12 protein-coding genes and 1 pseudogene are annotated in these 20,455 nt (G+C 58.0%); 6 read left to right on the top strand and 7 right to left on the bottom strand.

What is annotated here, in order from left to right:
- Positions 1-21: 21 nt before the first annotated feature.
- Positions 22-2,088 (bottom strand): putative bifunctional diguanylate cyclase/phosphodiesterase, encoded by a 2,067-nt coding sequence (locus tag QQK16_RS12390; protein WP_284196779.1) that lies wholly within the window; start codon positions 2,086-2,088, stop codon positions 22-24.
- A 180-nt stretch (positions 2,089-2,268) separates the two neighbouring features.
- On the opposite strand from QQK16_RS12390, the gene uvrB reads away from it, so the two are divergent.
- From uvrB to QQK16_RS12375, 3 genes are all read left to right on the top strand, one after another.
- A complete protein-coding gene (uvrB, locus tag QQK16_RS12385) occupies positions 2,269-4,287 on the top strand; it encodes an excinuclease ABC subunit UvrB (RefSeq protein ID WP_284196778.1) in 2,019 nt (672 codons plus the stop codon).
- A 505-nt stretch (positions 4,288-4,792) separates the two neighbouring features.
- Complete coding sequence (locus QQK16_RS12380; protein WP_284196777.1) at positions 4,793-7,696, top strand: ribonucleoside-diphosphate reductase subunit alpha; 2,904 nt, start codon at positions 4,793-4,795, stop codon at positions 7,694-7,696.
- A 747-nt stretch (positions 7,697-8,443) separates the two neighbouring features.
- Positions 8,444-9,601, top strand: a complete 1,158-nt coding sequence (locus tag QQK16_RS12375; protein ID WP_284196776.1) for a ribonucleotide-diphosphate reductase subunit beta — start codon at positions 8,444-8,446, stop codon at positions 9,599-9,601.
- A 187-nt stretch (positions 9,602-9,788) separates the two neighbouring features.
- Here QQK16_RS12375 and QQK16_RS12370 read toward each other — a convergent pair whose 3' ends face one another.
- The 6 genes and pseudogenes from QQK16_RS12370 to QQK16_RS12350 all read right to left on the bottom strand — a co-directional run bounded on the left by QQK16_RS12370 (position 9,789) and on the right by QQK16_RS12350 (position 16,199).
- Positions 9,789-11,339, bottom strand: a complete 1,551-nt coding sequence (locus QQK16_RS12370) for a helix-turn-helix domain-containing protein (protein ID WP_284196775.1) — start codon at positions 11,337-11,339, stop codon at positions 9,789-9,791.
- Between the two features lie 138 nt (positions 11,340-11,477).
- Positions 11,478-11,885 (bottom strand): annotated as a pseudogene (locus QQK16_RS21315) (TniQ family protein); the annotation flags it as partial.
- Complete coding sequence (locus QQK16_RS12365) at positions 11,879-12,823, bottom strand: TniB family NTP-binding protein (protein ID WP_284196774.1); 945 nt, start codon at positions 12,821-12,823, stop codon at positions 11,879-11,881. The gene QQK16_RS12365 and the pseudogene QQK16_RS21315, both read right to left, overlap by 7 nt.
- 15 nt (positions 12,824-12,838) lie before the next feature.
- The gene (locus tag QQK16_RS12360) at positions 12,839-14,824 is read right to left on the bottom strand and encodes a Mu transposase C-terminal domain-containing protein (RefSeq protein WP_284196773.1); all 1,986 of its coding nucleotides are present in this window, start codon (positions 14,822-14,824) and stop codon (positions 12,839-12,841) included.
- Positions 14,817-15,470, bottom strand: coding sequence for a Tn7 transposase TnsA N-terminal domain-containing protein (locus tag QQK16_RS12355; RefSeq protein WP_284196772.1), 654 nt, complete (start codon positions 15,468-15,470; stop codon positions 14,817-14,819). The genes QQK16_RS12360 and QQK16_RS12355 overlap by 8 nt, the downstream gene beginning before the upstream one ends.
- A gap of 369 nt (positions 15,471-15,839) precedes the next feature.
- Positions 15,840-16,199: a helix-turn-helix transcriptional regulator gene (locus QQK16_RS12350; RefSeq protein ID WP_284196771.1), complete on the bottom strand. Its 360-nt coding sequence runs from the start codon at positions 16,197-16,199 to the stop codon at positions 15,840-15,842.
- Between the two features lie 789 nt (positions 16,200-16,988).
- Between QQK16_RS12350 and QQK16_RS12345 the strand changes: the two genes are divergently transcribed.
- From QQK16_RS12345 to QQK16_RS12335, 3 genes are read left to right on the top strand one after another with little or no spacing between them, the layout of a single operon-like run.
- On the top strand, positions 16,989-17,531 hold the full coding sequence (locus tag QQK16_RS12345; RefSeq protein WP_284196770.1) for a hypothetical protein: 543 nt from the start codon (positions 16,989-16,991) through the stop codon (positions 17,529-17,531).
- Between the two features lie 58 nt (positions 17,532-17,589).
- Complete coding sequence (locus QQK16_RS12340; RefSeq protein WP_284196769.1) at positions 17,590-18,069, top strand: hypothetical protein; 480 nt, start codon at positions 17,590-17,592, stop codon at positions 18,067-18,069.
- 9 nt (positions 18,070-18,078) lie between these two features.
- Complete coding sequence (locus tag QQK16_RS12335; protein ID WP_284196768.1) at positions 18,079-20,454, top strand: cohesin domain-containing protein; 2,376 nt, start codon at positions 18,079-18,081, stop codon at positions 20,452-20,454.
- Position 20,455 lies beyond the last annotated feature (1 nt).

The following is a 20,455-nucleotide window of genomic DNA, read 5'->3' as shown; positions in this document are numbered from 1 at the left end:
TGCTGGCTGGTTTGCCCAGGATCAAACAGGCTTCTTGCGCCACTGAGCCAGAAACTCCGGCACCTTGTCTGCAGGGATGGGCGGGGCGACCAGAAAGCCCTGCATCTCGTCGCAGCCGAGTTGCTCCAGAAAATCCAGCTGCTCGGCGGTTTCCACGCCTTCGGCAATGACCTTGAGCCGCAGGTTCTTGGCCAGGCTGACTACGGCGCCCGCGATGGCGGCATCGTCCGGGTCGTCCAGTATGTCGATGACAAAAGAGCGGTCGACCTTGAGCTTGTCGAGGGGGAAGCGCTTGAGGTAGTTGAGCGAGGAATAACCGGTGCCGAAGTCGTCGATGGACAGCCGCACACCCATGCGCTTCAACGCGCCCAGGGTGAGGATGGCTTCGTTGACATCGTCCATCAGTGTGCTTTCGGTCACCTCCAGCTCCAGCCATTCGGGTGCCAGGCCGGCGTCCTGCAGGGCCTTGGTGGTGACGTCTTCGAGTCGCTCTGCAAACTGGCGGGCAGAGACGTTGACGGCAACAGGGGCGTGCAGCAGCCCGGCCCGCTGCCAGGCCTTGTTCTGGCGGCAGGCCTCGTGCAGTACCCATTCGCCCATGGGTACGATCAGGCCGGTTTCTTCTGCTGCGGGTATAAAGCGGTTGGGCGGGACCAGACCCAGATCGGGGTGGCGCCAGCGCATCAGGGCTTCCATGCCGATGACTTCGCGGGTCTTGATATCGATCTGCGGCTGGTAGTAGAGCAGGAACTCCTGGTTGACCAGCGCCTGGCGCAGGTGGTTGTCCAGCAGCAGGAATTCAGCACTGCGCTGGTTCATGTCTTGGGTAAAGAAGCGGAAAGTGTTGCGGCCCGCCTTCTTTGCGGCCTGCATGGCGGTCTCGGCATGCTGGATCAGGGTTTCGCGCTCGATGCCATCGTCGGGGTAGACCGCCACGCCTATGCTGCCGGTGATAGTCAGGCTTTGCGAGCCGACCAGATGAGGCGATGCCAGGGCCAGCAACAAGCGACCACACAGTGTGGAGGCCTGGTCGGGCGTATCCAGCTCGGGGTAAAGCAGCAGGAACTGATCTGCACCATAGCGGCAGACTGTCATCTCAATATTGGCGACATCGCGCAGGCGCTGGGCCACAGCACGCAGCAACTGGTCGCCCTGGTGATTGCCCAGGGTGTCGTTGATGGCCTTGAAGCGATCCAGGTCGATGAACAGCAGGGCCATATGGCTGCTCATGCGCTCTGCCCGCGACATGGCCTGGGCGATGCGGTCGGACAGCAACGCGCGGTTGGGCAGGCTGGTAAGCACGTCGTAGTAGACCAGCCGTTCCAGTTGCTGCTCAAAACGCTGGCGTTCGGTCAGGTCAGTGAAAATCGCCAGGTAGTGCTCTACCTCGCCCGCGGCATCGCGTACGCGCACTACCGTTTGCCAGGTGGGCATGAGCCGGCCGTCGCGACGGCGGTAAATTACCTCGCCCTGCCAGGCGTTGTCGTATTCCAGCGCATGCCAGATATCGGGATAGGGGTTGGCCTCGTCCTGACCGGACGGTGTGAGGTGTTCGGGTTGCTCGTTCAGCACATCGCTGGCGCTAAAGCCGGTCAGGTCGCTGAATGCCGGGTTGACCAGCCGGATGCGCTTGTCCGCCCCCAGTATCATCAGGCCTTCGGTGGTGTGCTCGAACATCATGACCGAGAGCCGGGCGCGTTCTTCCACCTCGGCCATTTCGGTAATGTCGCGGGCGCTGTGCATGGCACCAGCGATATGGCCGTCGGCGGTAAGGCAGGGCTCAAAGCGGAAATCAAGGCAGCGACGGCCTTGCGACGGGATATCCCGCCAGCCGCGATTGCGGGTGACCTGGCCACCCAGCGCGGCCTCCAGAGCCTTGTTGAACTTGTCTGCATGCTCGCTGGGGTAGAGCTGCATGGCGTGTTGTTCCAGCACGTCCTGCATCTGCCGGCCCAGCATTTCGGCGGCCGCTGTATTGGCAAAGCGGCAGACCAGTTCCTTGTCGAATGCCAATACTGCATCCCCAAAGCGGTCGAGCAGCGCTTCTGCGTAAGACCAATCCAGCTTCGGGGCTTGGGGTTCGGACATGACAAGTCTGATACAAGGATGGTGTAAATACTTTAGCCGATTCTGTTGCTTCCGTCCGGTTTGCCTTGTGTGGCGCTACAATCGCTGGCGTTGGTGGAATGGCTGCCCCATGTTTGTCTGGGTGGTGTTTTACCCGCCCTAATCTAATAGGTTCTCAATCAGGTTCTGCAAAAGGCCACCATGATCGTCACTTTTCCCGATAGCCCATACCGCCTGCATCAGCCTTTTCCGCCTGCTGGCGACCAGCCCTCTGCGATTGATGGCTTGGTCGAGGGGCTGGAGGACGGTTTGCGTTTTCAGACGCTGTTGGGGGTGACGGGGTCGGGTAAGACCTACACCATGGCCAATGTGATTGCCCGTACCGGCCGGCCGGCCATTGTGATGGCACCTAACAAGACCCTGGCGGCGCAGCTGTATGCCGAGTTCCGGGAGTTCTTTCCCGAGAATGCGGTGGAGTATTTCGTCTCTTATTACGATTACTACCAGCCCGAGGCCTATGTACCCAGCCGTGATCTGTTTATCGAGAAAGACTCGCAGATCAACGAGCATATCGAGCAGATGCGTCTGTCGGCCACCAAGGCCATGCTGGAGCGGCCCGATTGCATCATCGTGGCCACCGTATCGGCCATCTACGGTATTGGCGACCCCAGCGACTATCACAAGATGATTCTGCACGTGCGGGAAGGCGAGAAGATGCCTCAGCCCGAACTGGTGACCCGCCTGGTTCAGATGCAGTATGAGCGCAATGAGATCGACTTTGGTCGCGGTACCTTCCGGGTCCGCGGCGATGTGATTGATGTGTTCCCCGCCGAAAACGCCGATCTGGCGGTGCGTATCGGCATGTTTGACGACGAGATCGAGCAGATACAGCTGTTCGACCCGCTGACCGGCCATATCAAGCAACGGGTGGGGCGTTTTACCGTTTTCCCTTCCAGCCACTATGTCACCCCGCGCGCCACGGTGCTGCGCGCCATCGAGACCATCAAGGAAGAGCTGCGTACCCGGCTGGAGTTCTATCACAAGGAGCACAAGCTGGTAGAGGCTCAGCGGCTGGACCAGCGGACCAAGTTCGATTTGGAAATGCTGCAGGAGATGGGCTTTTGCAAGGGCATTGAAAACTACTCGCGGCATTTCTCGGGCAAGCCTGCCGGCTCGCCCCCGCCCACGCTGATCGACTACTTGCCCGAGGGAGCTTTGATGTTCCTGGACGAATCGCATGTGCTGATAGGCCAGGTGGGTGCCATGTACAAGGGTGACAGGTCGCGCAAGGAGAACCTGGTCGATTACGGCTTCCGTCTGCCCAGCGCGCTGGACAACCGGCCGCTCAAGTTCGAGGAATTCGAGACCATGATGCCGCAGACGGTGTTTGTCTCGGCCACGCCAGCCAAGTACGAAGCCGAGCACCAGGGCAAGGTGGTGGAACAACTGGTGCGGCCCACTGGCCTGGTGGACCCGGTTATCCATGTGCGGCCGGTCGCCACCCAGGTTGATGACCTGATGAGCGAGATACGCAAGCGCACCGATGTAGGCGAGCGGGTGTTGGTGACCACGCTCACCAAACGCATGGCGGAGCAACTGACCGATTACTTTACCGAGCACCATATCAAGGTACGTTACCTGCATTCGGACATCGACACGGTGGAACGGGTGGAGATATTGCGCGACCTGCGCCTGGGGGAGTTTGATGTACTGATCGGCATCAACCTGCTGCGCGAGGGCCTGGATATCCCCGAGGTATCTTTGGTAGCCATATTGGACGCAGACAAGGAAGGCTTTCTGCGCAGCGAACGCTCGTTGATACAGACCATAGGCCGTGCCGCCCGTAACCTGAACGGCACCGCCATACTCTATGGCGACCGGATTACCGACAGCATGCGGCGCGCCATCGACGAGACCGAGCGGCGGCGGGCCAAGCAGGTGGCGTTCAACGAAGCCAATGGGATCACCCCACGGGGCGTGGTCAAGCGCATCAAGGACATCATCGACGGGGTGTATGACGAAGATGCTGCCCGCGCCGAGCGCTTGGAGCGCCAGGGCCGTATCCTGCTGGAGGATATGGACGAGAAGACGCTGGCCAAGCAGCTCAAGCAGATAGAAAAATCCATGATGGAAGCGGCCAAGAACCTGGAGTTCGAGAAGGCGGCCGAGCTGCGCGACCAGCTGCACAAGCTGCGCGAGCGGGTTTTCGGCGCCGGTTGACGGCGTATTACCCCGAATCAGGAGCGCCCTTGCGCAAGCTAAGGGCGCTTTTTTTTATGCCGCGACTGCGGGGTGGCTTGCCTGGTTTTGCCACTGCGCCGTAGTTGTCCCCAGAATTATCCACAGTCCTGCCTGGGGGCATCCGGCCCGCAAAAACGGTGGGGCCGATGCCGATTGCGGCTGTCATGTTGCGTTAGGCCCAGTATCTACGGGGTGGTAAAAACAACTGTTGCTAGCTGCGGGTCGCATCACTAGAATTAGTAGTCAGAGCAGTCAAAAAACACTACATATAGTGTTTTCCACATTTTCTACACAGAATTATGCACACCCCATTCCGGGCCTGCCGGAATGTACTTTTAGGGTGTGCGTTCAGGGTAGACGGGCTGAACAGGCACCTCCTGCCAGCCTACGCACCATCTGAACATCCCACCCAGCTCGGGGCCTGAGGCGCATGGCGCCCAAGGTCTCGTAGGCAATCAACACCTAGAAAAGGGGAAGTCCTCACATGTACGCCACCACCGATACCGCCAGCACCACACGCGCCTCGTACCCACAGGGTAACGACAGCGTGGGTTCGACTGCCGCTCAGCAGGTTGCCGAGTACAAAACCATACGCCGCAACGGTGCTGTCGTGCCGTTCGAGCCCATGAAGATCTCGGTTGCCGTGACCAAGGCCTTCCTGGCGGTGCATGGTGGTGCTGCCGCGCAATCGGCCTCGGTGCGCGAGACGGTGCAGCGTGTGACCGACCTGGTGGTGAACGCCCTGATGCGCCGCAAGCCTGAAGGCGGCGCCATCCATATCGAAGATATCCAGGACCAGGTTGAACTGGCCCTGATGCGCTCGGGCGAGCACGATGTGGCCCGTGCCTATGTGCTGTACCGTGAGCGCCGGCATCAGGAACGCCTGGCCAAGGGTGAGGCAGAGCATGCCCCGGTGGCCGGCATCAATGTCAATGACGAAGGCGTGAGCAAGCCGCTGGATGTGGCCAAGCTGCGCGCCATCGTGCAATCGGCCTGTTCGGGCTACGAGACGGTGACCGACCCCGAGCACATCATCGCCGAGACTCTGAAGAACCTGTACGACGGCGTGCCGGCCGAGGAAGTGCGCAAGTCTGCAGTGCTGTCCGCCCGCCAGCTGATCGAGAAGGAACCGGCCTACAGCCGCGTGACCGCCCGCCTGCTGATGCACAGCCTGCGCCGTGAAGTGCTGGAAGAAGAAGTCACCCACGAGGAAATGGCGACCCGTTACGCCGAGTATTTCCCCAAGTTCATCAAGCAGGGCATTGAAGCCGAGCTGCTGGACCCGGAACTGGCCCAGTTTGACCTGGCGCGCCTGGGCGCAGCCATGAAGTACGAGCGCGACTACCAGTTCGACTACCTGGGCCTGCAAACCCTGTTCGATCGTTACTTCCTGCATATCCACGGCCATCGTATCGAGCTGCCGCAGGCCTTCTTCATGCGCGTGGCCATGGGCCTGGCTATCCGCGAGATTGACCGCGAAGCCCGTGCCATCGAGTTCTACAACGTGCTGTCGACCTTCGACTTCATGTCGTCGACCCCGACCCTGTTCAACTCGGGCACCCTGCGCTCGCAGCTCTCCAGCTGCTATCTGACCACCATTGCCGATGACCTCGATGGTATCTATGAAGGCCTGAAGGAAAACGCACTGCTGTCGAAGTTTGCCGGCGGTCTGGGTAACGACTGGACCCCGGTGCGCGCCCTGGGCTCGCATATCAAGGGCACCAACGGCAAGTCGCAAGGTATTGTTCCCTTCCTCAAGGTAGTGAACGACACCGCCGTGGCAGTGAACCAGGGTGGCAAGCGCAAGGGCGCCGTGTGTGCCTACCTGGAAACCTGGCACGCCGATATCGAGGAGTTCCTCGAACTGCGCAAGAACACTGGCGATGACCGCCGCCGCACCCACGACATGAACACCGCCAACTGGATACCGGACCTGTTCATGAAGCGCGTGATAGAAGGTGGTGAATGGTCGCTGTTCAGCCCCAGCGAAGTGCCCGACCTGCACGAATTGTTTGGCAAGGCCTTTGAGGAAGCCTACGTCCGCTACGAAGCCAAGGCCGAGCGCGGCGAGATGCGCGTGTACAAGAAGATCCCGGCCCTGCAGCTGTGGCGCAAGATGCTGACCATGCTGTTTGAAACCGGCCACCCCTGGTTCACCTTCAAGGACCCCTGCAATATCCGCAGCCCGCAGCAGCATGTGGGTGTGGTGCACTCGTCCAACCTGTGTACCGAGATCACGCTGAACACCAACGACAACGAAATCGCCGTGTGTAACCTGGGTTCGGTGAACCTGGTCAACCACATGGTGAAGGGTGCCGACGGCCAGTTCAGCCTGGATGGCGACAAGGTGAAGCGCACCGTCCGCACCGCCATGCGCATGCTGGACAACGTGATCGACATCAATTTCTACCCGGTCAAGAAGGCACGCAACTCCAACCTCAAGCACCGCCCCGTGGGCATGGGCATCATGGGCTTCCAGGATTGCCTGCACATGCTGCGCGTACCTTACGCATCGGACGCCGCTGTCGAGTTTGCCGACCGCTCGATGGAAGTGGTGGCCTACCACGCCTACTACGCCAGCACCGAGTTGGCCGAAGAGCGCGGCAAGTACCCCAGCTACGCCGGTAGCCTGTGGTCCAAGGGCATCCTGCCGCAAGACAGCATCGACATGCTGGCCGAAGCACGCGGCGGCTATGTCGAAATGGATCGCAGCGAGACCCTGGACTGGGCCACCCTGCGTGGCCGCATCGCCACCTACGGCATGCGCAACTCCAACTGCCTGGCCATCGCCCCGACCGCGACCATCGCCAACATCGTCGGCGTATCGGCCTCGATCGAGCCTAACTACCAGAACATCTTCGTGAAATCCAACCTCTCGGGCGAATTCACGGTGATCAACGAACACCTGGTGCACGACCTGAAGGAACGCGGCCTGTGGGACGACGTGATGATAGGCGACATCAAGTACTTTGACGGCTCGCTGTACCGCATCGATCGCGTACCGCAAGACCTCAAGGACATCTACGCCACCGCCTTTGAAGTGGAAGCCCAATGGCTGGTGGAATGCGCCTCGCGCCGCCAGAAGTGGATAGACCAGGCACAAAGCCTGAACATCTACATGGCCGGTGCCAGCGGCAAGAAGATGGACGACCTGTACCGCCTGGCCTGGGTACGTGGCCTGAAAACCACTTACTACCTGCGCACGCTGTCGGCATCCAGCGCCGAAAAATCCACCGGCCGTGGCGGCGAACTGAACGCCGTGCCCGTGGGCGGTGGCCAAATCGCCGCAGCCCCGGCAGCTGCCGCCAGCTATGCCGCAGGGGAGGGCGCCGCTGAGTCGGCAAAGTTTTGCAGCATTGACAATCCCGAGTGCGAAGCCTGTCAATGACAGGCTGAGCGCGAGGGATAGCTTTGAGGCCACAATCCCGGGCGGCCTCGAGGCCGCCACCGACGCAGTCGGTAGTGACAAGCTTGCCAGTGACGCAGTGGCAGGCTCGGCGAAAGCCGAGCTAACGCTGGGCGAGGTGCTGGCAGCTGCCCGTGCCGCCCAGCAGATGCCGAAATCGCCGGGCCGACTCAAGGCTTGGCGGGCAGCCTGGCCTAAGTGGTAGTAGTCAGTAAGTAGTTTTGAAGTCGCAGAAATGAGAAAGCCCGTGATGTTGGAGCATCACGGGCTTGATCTGAACGGCATGGTGGTGTGGGAGTTCCTCTGCCACCACTAGTGCGCTAGCACAGGTGGTTGGTCTATCTCCCTTGTAATTGCTACCACGGTAGTAGTGACCATCCGCAAGCCTACAAAGAAGTAAGGTAGGAAAGAAGGGTTCGGTAGAGCCCTTCCTGTTAAGCAAATCAGCTGATTGTTTGGTTTGCTTAACAGGAAGTACTTAGTGGCTACGCCGTGAGTGTTTTCAGCGGGATTGCGTCCCGCAGCCGCCTTACTTTCTTTGCTTCGCCAAAGAAAGTCAGCAAAGAAAGGCGGCCCGACGGTGTCGCCCGGCCGCGCCGTGTTCCCTGCACTGCTCGGCGACGCCGACGGGAGCTGGGCGCTCCGTAGCAAAGATTCTTGATCGTTCCTGCGCTGGAGCGGTCTTATTTGAAATTGATTGAGCAACGATAGAGATCGGGAGAACACGACATGCTGTCTTGGGACGATACCCCCGCACAACCCGCCGCCAAGCCGGCCGCCCCGCAAGCCCCGGCCCAGCCGCAATATGCGTTCGCCGCCGCACCAGCCGCAGCCGATTACAACACGGCCAGCGTGCAAGCGCACACCACCAGCCGTGTCAGCGCCGTGGACAAACGCATCATCAACGGGGGTACCGACGTCAATCAGCTCGTCCCGTTCAAGTACAAATGGGCCTGGGAGAAATACCTGGCCACCTGCGCCAACCACTGGATGCCGCAGGAAATCAACATGCAGCGCGATATCGAGCTGTGGAAGAACCCCAACGGCCTGACCGAAGACGAGCGCCGCGTGGTCAAGCGCAACCTGGGCTTCTTTGTGACCGCCGATTCGCTGGCCGCCAACAACATCGTGCTGGGCACCTATCGCCACATCACCGCACCCGAGTGCCGCCAGTTCCTGCTGCGCCAGGCATTCGAAGAAGCCATCCACACCCACGCCTACCAGTACATCGTAGAAAGCCTGGGCCTGGATGAGGCCGAGATATTCAACGCCTACCACGAGATCAAGTCCATCCGCGACAAGGACGACTTCCTGATCCCGTTCATCGACGCGCTGACAAACCCCAACTTCAAGACCGGCACGCCCGAGGCCGACCAGCAACTGCTCAAGTCGCTGATCGTGTTCGCCTGCATCATGGAAGGCATGTTCTTCTACGTGGGCTTTGTGCAGATCCTGTCGCTGGGCCGCCAGAACAAGATGACCGGCGCCGCCGAACAGTACCAGTACATCCTGCGCGATGAATCAATGCACTGTAACTTCGGCATCGACCTGATCAACACCATCAAGCTCGAAAACCCCCACCTCTGGACCGACGCCTTCAAGCAAAGCCTGACCGCGCTGTTCCAGCAAGCCGTGGAGCTGGAATACGCCTACGCCGAAGACACCATGCCCCGTGGCGTGCTGGGCCTGAACGCCTCCATGTTCAAGGACTACCTGCGCTTTATCTGTAACCGCCGCATGCAGCAGATCGGCCTGGAACCGCTGTTCCCTGGCGCCACCAACCCCTTCCCCTGGATGAGCGAGATGATCGACCTGAAGAAGGAAAAGAATTTCTTCGAAACCCGCGTGATCGAGTATCAATCGGGTGGGGCGTTGAGCTGGGATTGATTTTGGTGTACGTAGTGGCATAAGTTGAAATTTCGCCCCCATAAAGTGAAATTTCACTAGCCCCAAAAGCTGCAATTTTTGCGCCGTTGGCAATCAATGACCAAGCAAAAGCCCCGCTCTAGCGGGGCTTTGTGTTTCTGCAGTCAGCCACTACTGGCGTGGCCAAGGCCGGTATCGTGCGGTCACGCTATCCGGCAGCGATCTCTTCCGCGAGGCGCGCCACATCTTTCCTCTCGAAATAGCAGACCTTGCTAGTCCCTTGCCCCAACTCTAGCGAAGGGGTAAGGAGCCCCATTTTCCTAAGGTTCAGCACCGTATAGCGGTCAGTGGCGAGCATGGTTGCCGCTTGTGAAACAGTCACTTTCTCAGCCAAGGAAATAGTAAGCTGCTCCAACGCCGAACGTGAGTAATAATCAATGAGACCGTCTGATACAGGACGCAGCTGCAAGGCACGGTTCAGCGTGTAACTGACAAACTGCTTATCAAATCCAAACTGATCCTGGATTTCATGCTTTGCGATGAGCTGCCTGTTGTAGCGGTATTTTGCCTCATAAGCGGCAACGTCGTCAGGACAAAACCAATGCCCACGCTCCAGTGGTGAAAGGCTCACCGGTACCAAGAAGCCTGATAACATCAATCTGGAAGCCTTCTGCCTTGAAATGGCAAGCCGAGATGCAACATCGGATAAGGAAAGCAAGCCACGCCCCTGCGCCGTACTCGGGTCCACTCCTCGCCGGGGACGTCCAGAGCTAGTTTGATAATTTTTCTTAGATAATGCGGCCTGTAAGTCTATACGCGCTACATCAGATCGAGAGAACACATAGACGAATACGCCGTCTACCTTGGGACCATGCCTTGGCTGCAAGCCCGCATCCTTGAGTCGGTCACTAATTTGATTTGAAGCGACCTCATAGGCCTGCGCGATCTCTGATGTGAACATATACTCACGCCGGAATGCCTCGACAGTCTCACGCGATGCGTAGCGAATACCTTTGATGACTGTACTGGGCAAAACATGACGTTGACAAAGGTTGTATGCGATCCCGGGGTTCACTGAAAGATACCGAGCAACGTCAGGTATAGAAAGCATGCCATCCTGACTTGGAGCCTCAGTACCCTGCCTTTCAGATGGGGTATTTGGCACAGGCGTAGGTGGGCGTGGTTCACCCCTATCGATGGGCTTAAACTTGCGACCAACCGAAGGGCAGATGTTTAATATTTCGTGTATTAACACTTTGCCACTACTGTCCTTTTCGAGATGACAGATCTTGATCAGTGCCCCCGCCTCGGCATTGCTTACATTCATCAGTTTTGCAGCGGCAAAAACGGGCAAGGAGTTATAGGTTGCGGCGTGGCTGTGCTGATTTGATATTGTCGGTAAGCACGGCTTGGCAAGATAGAAGTTGGCCAGTCGACCGAGTTGCTTACTCGTCTCGCTACTAGCGTGGCGAAACCCGGCCAATAGTGGCAATACCGCGAAGCGCTTGCCGAAATCGGGATAGGCTGCTAATCGTATGGCAAACACGTTCGCATCGAGAAAAGCGACTATCTCCTCGTCGGACCCTTTTAACAGCTGTGCGAGCGTTCGTATTCGCGATACCAGCTCGGCCACAGGCACCATAGAGAGCGCTCGCAACGAAAGCGCGTGTCTAAGTGGATTTAGCCATACTGCCAAAAGCGAAGCGATCAATAAGGTGTGCTGTTGGTCGCCCAATAACTTGGCAAGTAAGGGCTCCATATCAAGCCGCATTGATTCTGAAACTTCCACAGTACGAATGTCGCTTAATTTTTGACCGCAACCGCATATCAAATGATGGTGGCGACTCCAAGAAATAGGCTGTGTACATTTCGGGCACTTATCCACGAGGAGTGTGCGGTGTTTAACACAGTAGACAGCTAAGCTGCATTGCCAGTTGATATGCAAGTATGGCGCTTGGCGTAGGCAACTGGGGCAAACAGCTGCGTTCGTTGTACGGAAGGCAGTAAGTGGCAGCTCTAATTTATCCTGCCATGACGCGCTGCTGACTCGTTTCCACTGTACTTTCAGCCCAGTTGACAGGGCCGCAAGCTTTGACTGTGACACGCCAGTAAGCTGATTTAGCTTTGCAAGTGCCTCGGAGCTAAGGCAAGTCTGTCCCAGAGCACCTAGCCCAATGGCTGGGACCGGAATGCACGCCAATTTTGCGATTGGGGCGAGGCCAGGCAGACCGTTGGCTGTCGCCAGCCGCAGCAAATAGCCAGGCAGGCTCTCGCCCTCGAAGGGCGCGGGTCGCACGATTAGCATTTGGTCTCTTTCGTGGTGGTTGCCATCAACTGCTCCAACCAACTCTCGACACGCCCCTCAGACAAGTCGAAAGGATTTGCCGCGTTTGGCGCATCCGCTACCAACACTAGGTCATATGCACGGCTAAGATGGTGCACTTCGATACGTGCGCTGGCGTCCGAAATTGCATGGCGTGCGGCCTCATAAAGAAGATTGTTGAGAAAACCGAACCGGCCTCGGCAAGCCAAAAATATGCGTGGTAAGAGGGCTGCCCCGCCAAGTGCCGACGGTAGTTCGAACGGTAAGGCCTGATCCAGTCGATCAATGGTTAGGCGAAACTCCTCACGATCGTAGTGCCAGTGAAAGGGCTCGAAGCTTCGTTTGAAACGGAAGCGGCGTGGCAATTGATCGTTTTCTTGGACCAATGAGGCGGCCGATGGCATGCCTAGCAGTACGATCGGCGTGCCGGTTTCGTTGATGAGCGTCTTGACCCAATCCGATACCGCGCGGATTTTGTTGGGCGTCGCGCGTTCGACCAGATGCTGAAACTCGTCCAAGAAAATCAGCTCTACACCACACGCAGCGATCATCTGAATGAGTCGTTCGGTCCGATAGGCGGCGCTACCGGTTTCTACCAAGTGGGCCCCGAGCGCACGGAGCATTTGTGCTGCCAACCCGCGGATGTCGGCAGGAACCGGAACCGACGTCACCATTACAGGGATCCGGGAGCGTTCTGCTTCTTCTTGCCGCGGGTGTTGTTTCGCGTACTGCTTGATCAGGGTCGTCTTGCCGACGCCACTCTCACCCGTGATCAGCATACTAATCGGCTCATGTGTGAAAGCCGATTCACGGTGACAAATCTCGATTTCACGCAACAAGCTATTGAACCGCGGGTAGCCAACAAAGGCGGTGCCGACGGAGGACAGGCGAGCCAACGCCTCTTCGGAAAGTTCTCGCATTTTGTATACCTATGCTTAGAGCGTGCCAGTCGACCAGCCGCCATCGCGGAGATCGCCTTGGGGAACGATGTTCGGGGTTTGGCGCCGCGACCACGCGGGTTTGTTGTCGCCACCGGTTATAACTTCGCGCTGCTTGCGGGTCGCCCCAGCGCACAGCGATCCCTTCTGCGGTTTGGGAGCCTTGGGCGACTTGGACTTTTTCTGTTTTTGCTGCCGCGAGGCCGTATCCTGAAGCTCTTGGATTTCCTGATTCAGCTGGTGAACGCCCTCAACATAGGCTCTATCGCTAAGGCGTTGACTCAGAGGCAGATCCCGTCGGATCGTCTTACGCTGTAGCTGGTAAACTGCGAAGCTAGTGTCAGGCGCTATAGCGGTTAGCAGCCGTAGCGCGACAAGCACTTTCTTATCGGGGTCAAAAACGAAGGCGCGTTGCACGTCCTCTGGGTCAATCCGAACTTCGACTTTGGATGCGCCCACACGCTCCTTCAAATAGGGCAGGCAATCAGCTGTGTAGGTGAGCCCGCATGTGCGCAGCATCGACCCGCTGATACTGAGGTGTTTGACCAGTGCCAGGGCTGCTTCCATTTGGTTGGTGACTGTTGATGCCGGCACAATCGGGTGCTCGGCGACGCCGGCGTCCCAAGCCTGCTGCGGCGAGCAACCGAGTTCGCTGTGGCGACGATGGCGGTATTCCAGAAACAGCCACTCGTGAATCTTGGTGCGAATCTCGTCGAGCTTTAGGAGTGCCCGTTCTTCCGACGGGTAGGCACCACGATCAGTGGGATTGGAGCGTGTGGTGCCAGGCAAGCGATGGATCAGTCCGACGTTGAGCGTCCGAAAGAAGCGTTCTACGACACCCTTGAACCAGGGTAAACCCGGCGGGCAATATTGGAGCTGGACTGTCAAGTTGTCGCAGGCCGCCTTGAACGCGGTAGCGTGAAAATCCGGGCCGTTGTCTACGACAAGCCAGGTTGGTAGTCCTGACGCAGGCCATTCCACCCCCTCCAGCAGTTTGCTAGCGAGTAGCAAGTGCGACTTGTCACTCAGCATCTCGCGCACGCAGCGCAGCGTTAATGATGCGGCGGGTGATTCAAAGGTCACAAGCACGGCCAAAATCATGCGACTGAAACGACAAATCGCGATGGTCAGTGTTGGCCTGCCGATCACGTTGCCTGTCGAATCGACAGCCTGGAGATCCAACACCGTGTGGTCGATCTCAACCCGCTCCAGCGGGTATGTCGAAGCAGGAGCCGCATCGTGGCGCCGGAAGTGTCGGCGCGCCTTTGCCACGCCGTATCGCCGTGCCATCACCACATAAGGGTCGAGTTGGTTGGCGATCCAGTCGCCAAACGCCGCGTAAGAGCATAGCTTCAGGCGGTTTTGCGGATTGGCCCGATTCCAAGCTAGCATCAAGGCTTCAAAGTGGTCGTAGGCCTGCAGGCGGGTAGGTCGCTCTGGCTTCAAGAAGGCTTCGTCGACAGCCTGAAGGAAAAGATCCCACAGCTCGGGTGGGAATCGCCGCTGTCGATTTCCCTTGCATGCATGGCGTGGAGCCAATGAAAGGGGGTCCTTGCCGGAATCCAGGTAGGCACGGACCCAACGCCAGATCGTCGTAACCGAGGGTGCGGCAGCATCTGCCCAGCGCTCGGCGACCTGCGCAATAACCTGCGTTATCTCCCGCGCAGCTGAGACATACAGGCAATCAGCTAATACTTGGTTGACGTAGCGTAGCTTTCGCCGCACCTCCGCTTGGTGCGCCTCGGGCAGAAGCGAAAGCAGCGGTGCCAATCCATCATCGCGGACCATAATCCGCTGGTCTTGATGCAAGTGGATAAGTGACCTGCTGCAATAGTCATGGAAATCCTCAATTGCGAAGGTTCTGTGCGCTACGCCTTTCTCGGCGCTCAGACTCACGACATGGTCTGTCGCATGGACGACTAAGTAGGGGTGCCCCCGCAACGAAAGGCGCAGGCCAATGAATGGAGTAATGGCTTCACTCATGGCTGCCTCCCGCTAACGAGACTGGCAAGTTCAACAAAGATGTGGTTACCCAGTTGGCTTGAAGCTGACCATAAAATAGCAGCGCCAGGACGTGGCCAAGGTCTAGCCCCTGCGGGTTTAGTCGGGATGCAAGTACCTGGGCCGACAGCACGCCGCCAGCCAGCTGTAGTACTGCCGCTGCGGTGGTTCTGTTGAATACAGATACCCCGTGCCGGGAATACGGCAACAACTGCCTGAGCTTGTACAGTTCATCGGTTTGGATCTCACGCTCTGTGACGACGCGGAATTCGAAGCCAAGCCAGCCGAAGTACCTGCGAATCAGCTCTTCCCAGACCCTAAATTCCGGAGTCTGAGTTTTCTCAAATGGCTTTACTTCGATCAGCGTTGGCAGTCGGTCTGAGTCAACCCAATGGATCAGGACGTCAGGGGTATATGTTCGAACAGTTTGGTCTGCATCAATGTATTGGAAGCTCTGGGGCTGGGTTTCAAAGTGTTGAACCCCCAGATTTGCTTCGAGATGGATCAGCAAATCTCGTTCGAGCTGAGATTCGAAGGGCATTTGCAGGCCAAGGCGAGCACTGGTGAACAGACCGACGATTCTGACCAAGCCGCGATTGTGGATTTTGCGCGCGGGGGAAATCAGCATGGCAGTTCCCCCCATGTGGGTTGGAACGCTGCACGGGCGCTCGTTGGCATTGCCAACAGGCATGAATTTCGAGACATGGCTTCCTCACTGGCGGGTTGCCCCGCGACGAAACGTAGGGGTGAGGGAGGGCAGCAAGCCGCGAAACGGCTTGACACCCAGAACCAGTGGAGCCAAGATGATGACAGAAAAGGATCACTACTTTTTCGGTCTCGACCCCCGGCCTATCAGCTGCGAACTGATTGGAGCAACCGGGGGTTTTGGCTTTCTGCCCACACCAACAATAGGTACCGCAATTGGCTGAAATTTTCAGTCCAGTAGGTGCGCTTTACATTTAGTTCTCCTAGGTAACTTGACGATTGTCGATGGGTATCATTTTTGCAGTGATCCCAAATCTAGGGAGGCAGCTTGAATCGCCTGATCCGTTAATTCCCGGTGGTGGGCCAGAATAAAACGAATGAGCCCCGCACATTTGGGCGCCATGTCCGGTGGAAATTTGAAGGAGCTGGAAGTGAGATAAAAGGCTTCTTTTAGGGCTGACTCTTCAAGTTTCGTCAGCTGGAGTGCCTTCGAAAAAGCACCAATCTCGTCGGGCGAAATAACGTCAGCTAGCCCTGCTTCGATCAAGCAAATCCGAGACTGACTGCAACCCAGCATATAAGCGAGCCGTGCCTGCGAGATCGAACGTATTGTCCGTGCTGACCTCAAGAGAGTGGCTACTGTTTGTTCCATATCTACATTGAAAAAAATGAATTGAAATCATCATAACCACATTTTGGATGGAAAGCAAAAGAGGAGGTTTTAGGGGATTTTTAAAACCTGGTCCTTTGTGATGCATCGATAAGTGATTACGTAGATGTGGGGGGTGTGGTTATTTTCATTTTTATTTCTATTTTATTTTTAGGAAAGTTCGGGATTAATATCCACTCAGGCACTAATTGTGAATATTTCAAGTCTGGAGGGAGGGAAAATAATATAAGAAATCTGTTTGTCTGTACGAGCGATGTGCCAGGTAAAATCTGATTGAGGTATTTTAGAGTACGTCAGAAATTGCCAAAAGCTGCTTAATTTGCCCGAAAAATAGGCAATTCTGCCCTGTAGGGCGGCTAAAAGACGGCTTTGGGCTCGTGAAGTAATGTTGCGGGCTTGCCACAGTGCAGCAGTGTCTTGGAGCCTGTTCAAAGTCTTTTGAGGGGCGGTTTGTACCGAACCCGCAATCCCCTCATCTCAATTTCCCAACCCGCAAAGCGGGCCAATAGCATCAAGTCATGCGCGGTCAGTCCTGTATCAACCAGCATGTTCCGTCCACCACAGGGTCGGATGCGGGTCGGCAGACTGCCGGACGAACGCCCGCACGGCAGTGACCCCGACTGAGATTCGGCTCACTGAGCACACCATGTTGTCTCAGTGTTAGCTGAAACCCACCCCGGGTTGATTCTCGTAAAACCCCTTATTTTATAGACACTTAGAGTTGCGTCTGTATATAATCCCGCCCTTTGTCTTCCCCCCGGGATCATCGGCTTGACCCTGTCTAACCTCCCTGCCCAGTGGCTTTTTTACCTGCGCCGCCAGCTACGTTTGCAGCCTTGGGCTACTGCCGCCTTGCTGCTGGCCCTGGTTGGCTTGGGGAGTGCTGCCGTGTTCTATGCCCATAGCAGCCACATGTTGGGCAAGGCCGAGCACGCGCGTCGCGCGCTGGGTACTGCCTCGAAGGCTGCGCCCGTGGTTACCTTGCCTGGTAACGCGGTGCCGGTTTTCCCAGTGTTCAATAGCGCGCAACTGATGGGCGATCTGCAGCAGGCTGCCGATGCGGCCAAGCTACCGTTGGATGAGGTGACCTTTACCCTGGACGACAAAGGCAAGCTACCTTATCTGCGCTATCGCGCCAGCCTGTCGGTGTCGGCGGATTACCCCGCAATACGGCGATTTGTGGATGGTCTGCGCGTCGGCATGGCAAACGTGACGCTGGATGGTATCCACTGCAGCAGAGAGGATATCGGCGTGGCGGAACTGAGCTGCGACGTATCGCTATCGGCATTTTACCGTCAGGTTCGCAGTGATTAAGGCAGAGCAAAAGCGCTGGGCGCTTTGGCTGACCTTGCTTGCGGGGACAGTGGTTGCCATGGTTTACCCGGTAGACGATGTTGCCGTGGCAGAAGTGGCGACACCGTCGTCGACGGTAGAAGTTGTTGCGGCGCCTGTGAGTCGCCAGCCGACCACGCCTTCGCCGCGCACGCAGGAAGCCTCTACCGGCCAGCCTGGCCAAGTCGCCATGCCGGCCATGGCGGCCAATCCGTTTGCGCCACGTAACTGGCAGGCACCGCCGCTACCCGTGGTCACCCCCACGCCCGTCGTGGTGGCGCCGGCCTTGCCGGTAGAGCCGGCCGGGCCGCCACCGTTGCCGTTCAAATTCATGGGGCGCTTGCATGATGGTGGTGAGCAAGTGGTGTATCTGAGCCAGGGCGAACAAACCCTGATTGCCCGAGTGGGGGAAACCCTTGGGGCGACGTATAAGGTGCTGGGCATGGATGCCCAGCGTATCGAATTTGAATACTTGCCGACGGGCGACAAGCAGCAGCTTGCCCTGCCTGCATCGGAATAATCGATTGCCATGCTGTTATCTGATTTCTTGAGCGCTGTACGTACTGCGATGCCCACGACAGCGCAAATCAACCCTGCACCGGCCGTTGCTGCCGGTGTTTTGCTGCTGCTGAGCAGTTGCGCGGCGGATTACCATCATCGCACCGGGCTGGAGGCGATGGACAAGGGTAAGTACGACGAGGCGGTGATAGAGCTGGGCAAGGCTGCCGAACTGGACCCCGAGGACGTGATCTACCGCAAGGACTGGCTGCGCAACCGCGAAGTGGCAACGCGCCGCTTGCTGGCGCAGGCCGAGGTGGCGACCGCGGAGGGGCGCTTGGAAGACGCGGCCCAGCACTACCGGTTGATCTTGAAGTATGAACGTGGCCACGCCCGTGCCACGGCTGGGCTGGAGAGCTTACTGCGGCTCAAGCAGGCCGATGAGCAAGCGCTGCAGGCGCGCGAGGCCCTTAAAAAAGGCGACAGCAGCCAGGCCGCACAGTTGCTGGGCAGGGCACTGGAGAACCACCCCGGTCATTCCGATGCGCTGGCACTGAAGCGCGAGCTGGATGCGGCCCAGGCCAAGGATCTGATCTCCACCCCCAGCTTGAGCAATCTGTACAAGAAGCCCATCAACCTGGAATTTCGCGATGCCAGCCTGAAGATGGTGTTCGAGGCCTTGTCGCGCACGACAGGGATCAATTTCATCTTTGATCGAGAAGTCAAAAGCGACCAGCGCACCACGGTGTTCCTCAAGCAGACCACGCTGGAGGACGCCATCGATGTGATCCTGACTACCAACCAGTTGGACAAGAAGATACTGAACAGCACCAGCGTGCTGGTCTACCCCAATACCTCGGCCAAGACCAAGGAGTACCAGGACCTGGTGGTGCGGGCATTCTATCTGTCTACCGCCGAGGCCAAGCAGACCGCCGGCTTGCTGAAATCCATGCTCAAGATCAAGGAAGTGTTTGTCGACGACAAGCTCAACATGCTGATGTTGCGCGAAACGCCCGACACCATCGCTTTGGCCGAGAAGCTGATTGCCCTGCATGATCTGGACGAGCCGGAGGTGATGCTGGAAGTCGAGGTGCTGGAGGTCAACCGCACTCGCATGCTGGAACTGGGCATCGATCTGCCCAAGTCGCTGACCGTGCGGCCCTTTGCCAATAGCGGCAACTCGACCGGCGATGGCTCCGAATCGTCGCCCATACTCTACAAGCTGAGCGAGCTGAAAAACCTGAACTCCAGTAATCTGGGCGTGACCTTGCCCAGTGTGACGGCCCGTTTTGAAAAGAACGATGGTGATGCCAATCTGCTGGCCAATCCGCGTATCCGGGTCAAGGATAGGGAAAAGGCCAAGATCATGATTGGCTCCAAGGTGCCTGTAGTGACGACGACTGCCACGTCGGATGGTTTTATCTCCGAAAATGTCCAGTACCTGGATGTGGGGCTGAAGCTGGAAGTCGAGCCGGATGTGCATATGCGTGACGAGATCGGCATCAAGGTCGGTCTGGAAGTCAGCAATGTCGTGAACTCGATCAAGACGGCCCGAGGGGCCTTGGCCTATGAGATAGGTACCCGTACCGCCAATAGCGTGTTGCGCCTGAAGGATGGTGAAACACAGGTGCTGGCAGGGCTGATACGCGATGAAGATCGGTCTTCGGCCAGCCGTATCCCGCTGCTGGGGGATGTGCCGCTGTTGGGGCGCTTGTTCTCGTCGCAGTCTGATAGCGGTAACAAGACCGAAATCATTCTGTCGATTACGCCCAGGCTGATACGCAATGCCCAGCGTAAGGAACCGGCTGCAGAGTCGTTCTGGTCGGGTACCGAGGCCAATCTGCGGCTCAAGCCCCTGCAACTGCGCAGCCTGGAGACCGCCCCGACGAATGCTGTGCCCGCCAAGCCTGCTGAGGAAGCAAGGCCGGCTGCCGTGACGCCGGCCGCACCCGCTACGCCAGCGAGCGCCGAACCCGCACCGGCGGTTGTGCCGGGCGTCAAGCTGCAGTGGAAGGGCCCTGCAGCGGCCAAGGTGGGCGAGCCGATGACGCTGGTGTTGCACCTGGATAGCGCTGAGGCCTTACGTGCGGCGCCGCTGCAACTGGCTTACGACAAGTCACTGTTTGAAGTGGTGTCGGTCAAGGAGGGCGAATACTTCAGCAAGGCTGGGAAATCCAATTTCAGCCAGTTGATAGACAAGGCCAGTGGCCGTGTATCAGTCGGTACGGCCAGCGCAGAAGCCGCAGGCGCCAAGGGCGAGGGTGCGCTATTGATGGTGGTGCTCAAGCCCCTGCAAGCAGCGCAGGAGTCCGAGATCAGTGTCATCGGCATGACGCCCATAGCCAGTGGCGGCAATGTGGGTCGTCCAGCTTTGCCCTTGATTCATCGACTGAGCGTTGCACCCTGAG

This window comes from Chitinimonas prasina (genome assembly GCF_030160395.1).
GTDB classification, from domain to species: domain Bacteria; phylum Pseudomonadota; class Gammaproteobacteria; order Burkholderiales; family Chitinimonadaceae; genus Chitinimonas; species Chitinimonas prasina.
This window is presented reverse-complemented; position numbering and strand designations above follow the sequence as displayed.

What these genes read in the sequence shown, in the direction of transcription:
- QQK16_RS12390 (WP_284196779.1), bottom strand. Translation starts at nt 2,088, where the DNA reads ATGTCCGAACCCCAAGCCCCGAAGCTGGATTGGTCTTACGCAGAAGCG.
- uvrB (WP_284196778.1), top strand. Translation starts at nt 2,269, where the DNA reads ATGATCGTCACTTTTCCCGATAGCCCATACCGCCTGCATCAGCCTTTT.
- QQK16_RS12380 (WP_284196777.1), top strand. Translation starts at nt 4,793, where the DNA reads ATGTACGCCACCACCGATACCGCCAGCACCACACGCGCCTCGTACCCA.
- QQK16_RS12375 (WP_284196776.1), top strand. Translation starts at nt 8,444, where the DNA reads ATGCTGTCTTGGGACGATACCCCCGCACAACCCGCCGCCAAGCCGGCC.
- QQK16_RS12370 (WP_284196775.1), bottom strand. Translation starts at nt 11,339, where the DNA reads ATGGAGCCCTTACTTGCCAAGTTATTGGGCGACCAACAGCACACCTTA.
- QQK16_RS12365 (WP_284196774.1), bottom strand. Translation starts at nt 12,823, where the DNA reads ATGCGAGAACTTTCCGAAGAGGCGTTGGCTCGCCTGTCCTCCGTCGGC.
- QQK16_RS12360 (WP_284196773.1), bottom strand. Translation starts at nt 14,824, where the DNA reads ATGAGTGAAGCCATTACTCCATTCATTGGCCTGCGCCTTTCGTTGCGG.
- QQK16_RS12355 (WP_284196772.1), bottom strand. Translation starts at nt 15,470, where the DNA reads ATGCTGATTTCCCCCGCGCGCAAAATCCACAATCGCGGCTTGGTCAGA.
- QQK16_RS12350 (WP_284196771.1), bottom strand. Translation starts at nt 16,199, where the DNA reads ATGGAACAAACAGTAGCCACTCTCTTGAGGTCAGCACGGACAATACGT.
- QQK16_RS12340 (WP_284196769.1), top strand. Translation starts at nt 17,590, where the DNA reads ATGGTTTACCCGGTAGACGATGTTGCCGTGGCAGAAGTGGCGACACCG.
- QQK16_RS12335 (WP_284196768.1), top strand. Translation starts at nt 18,079, where the DNA reads ATGCTGTTATCTGATTTCTTGAGCGCTGTACGTACTGCGATGCCCACG.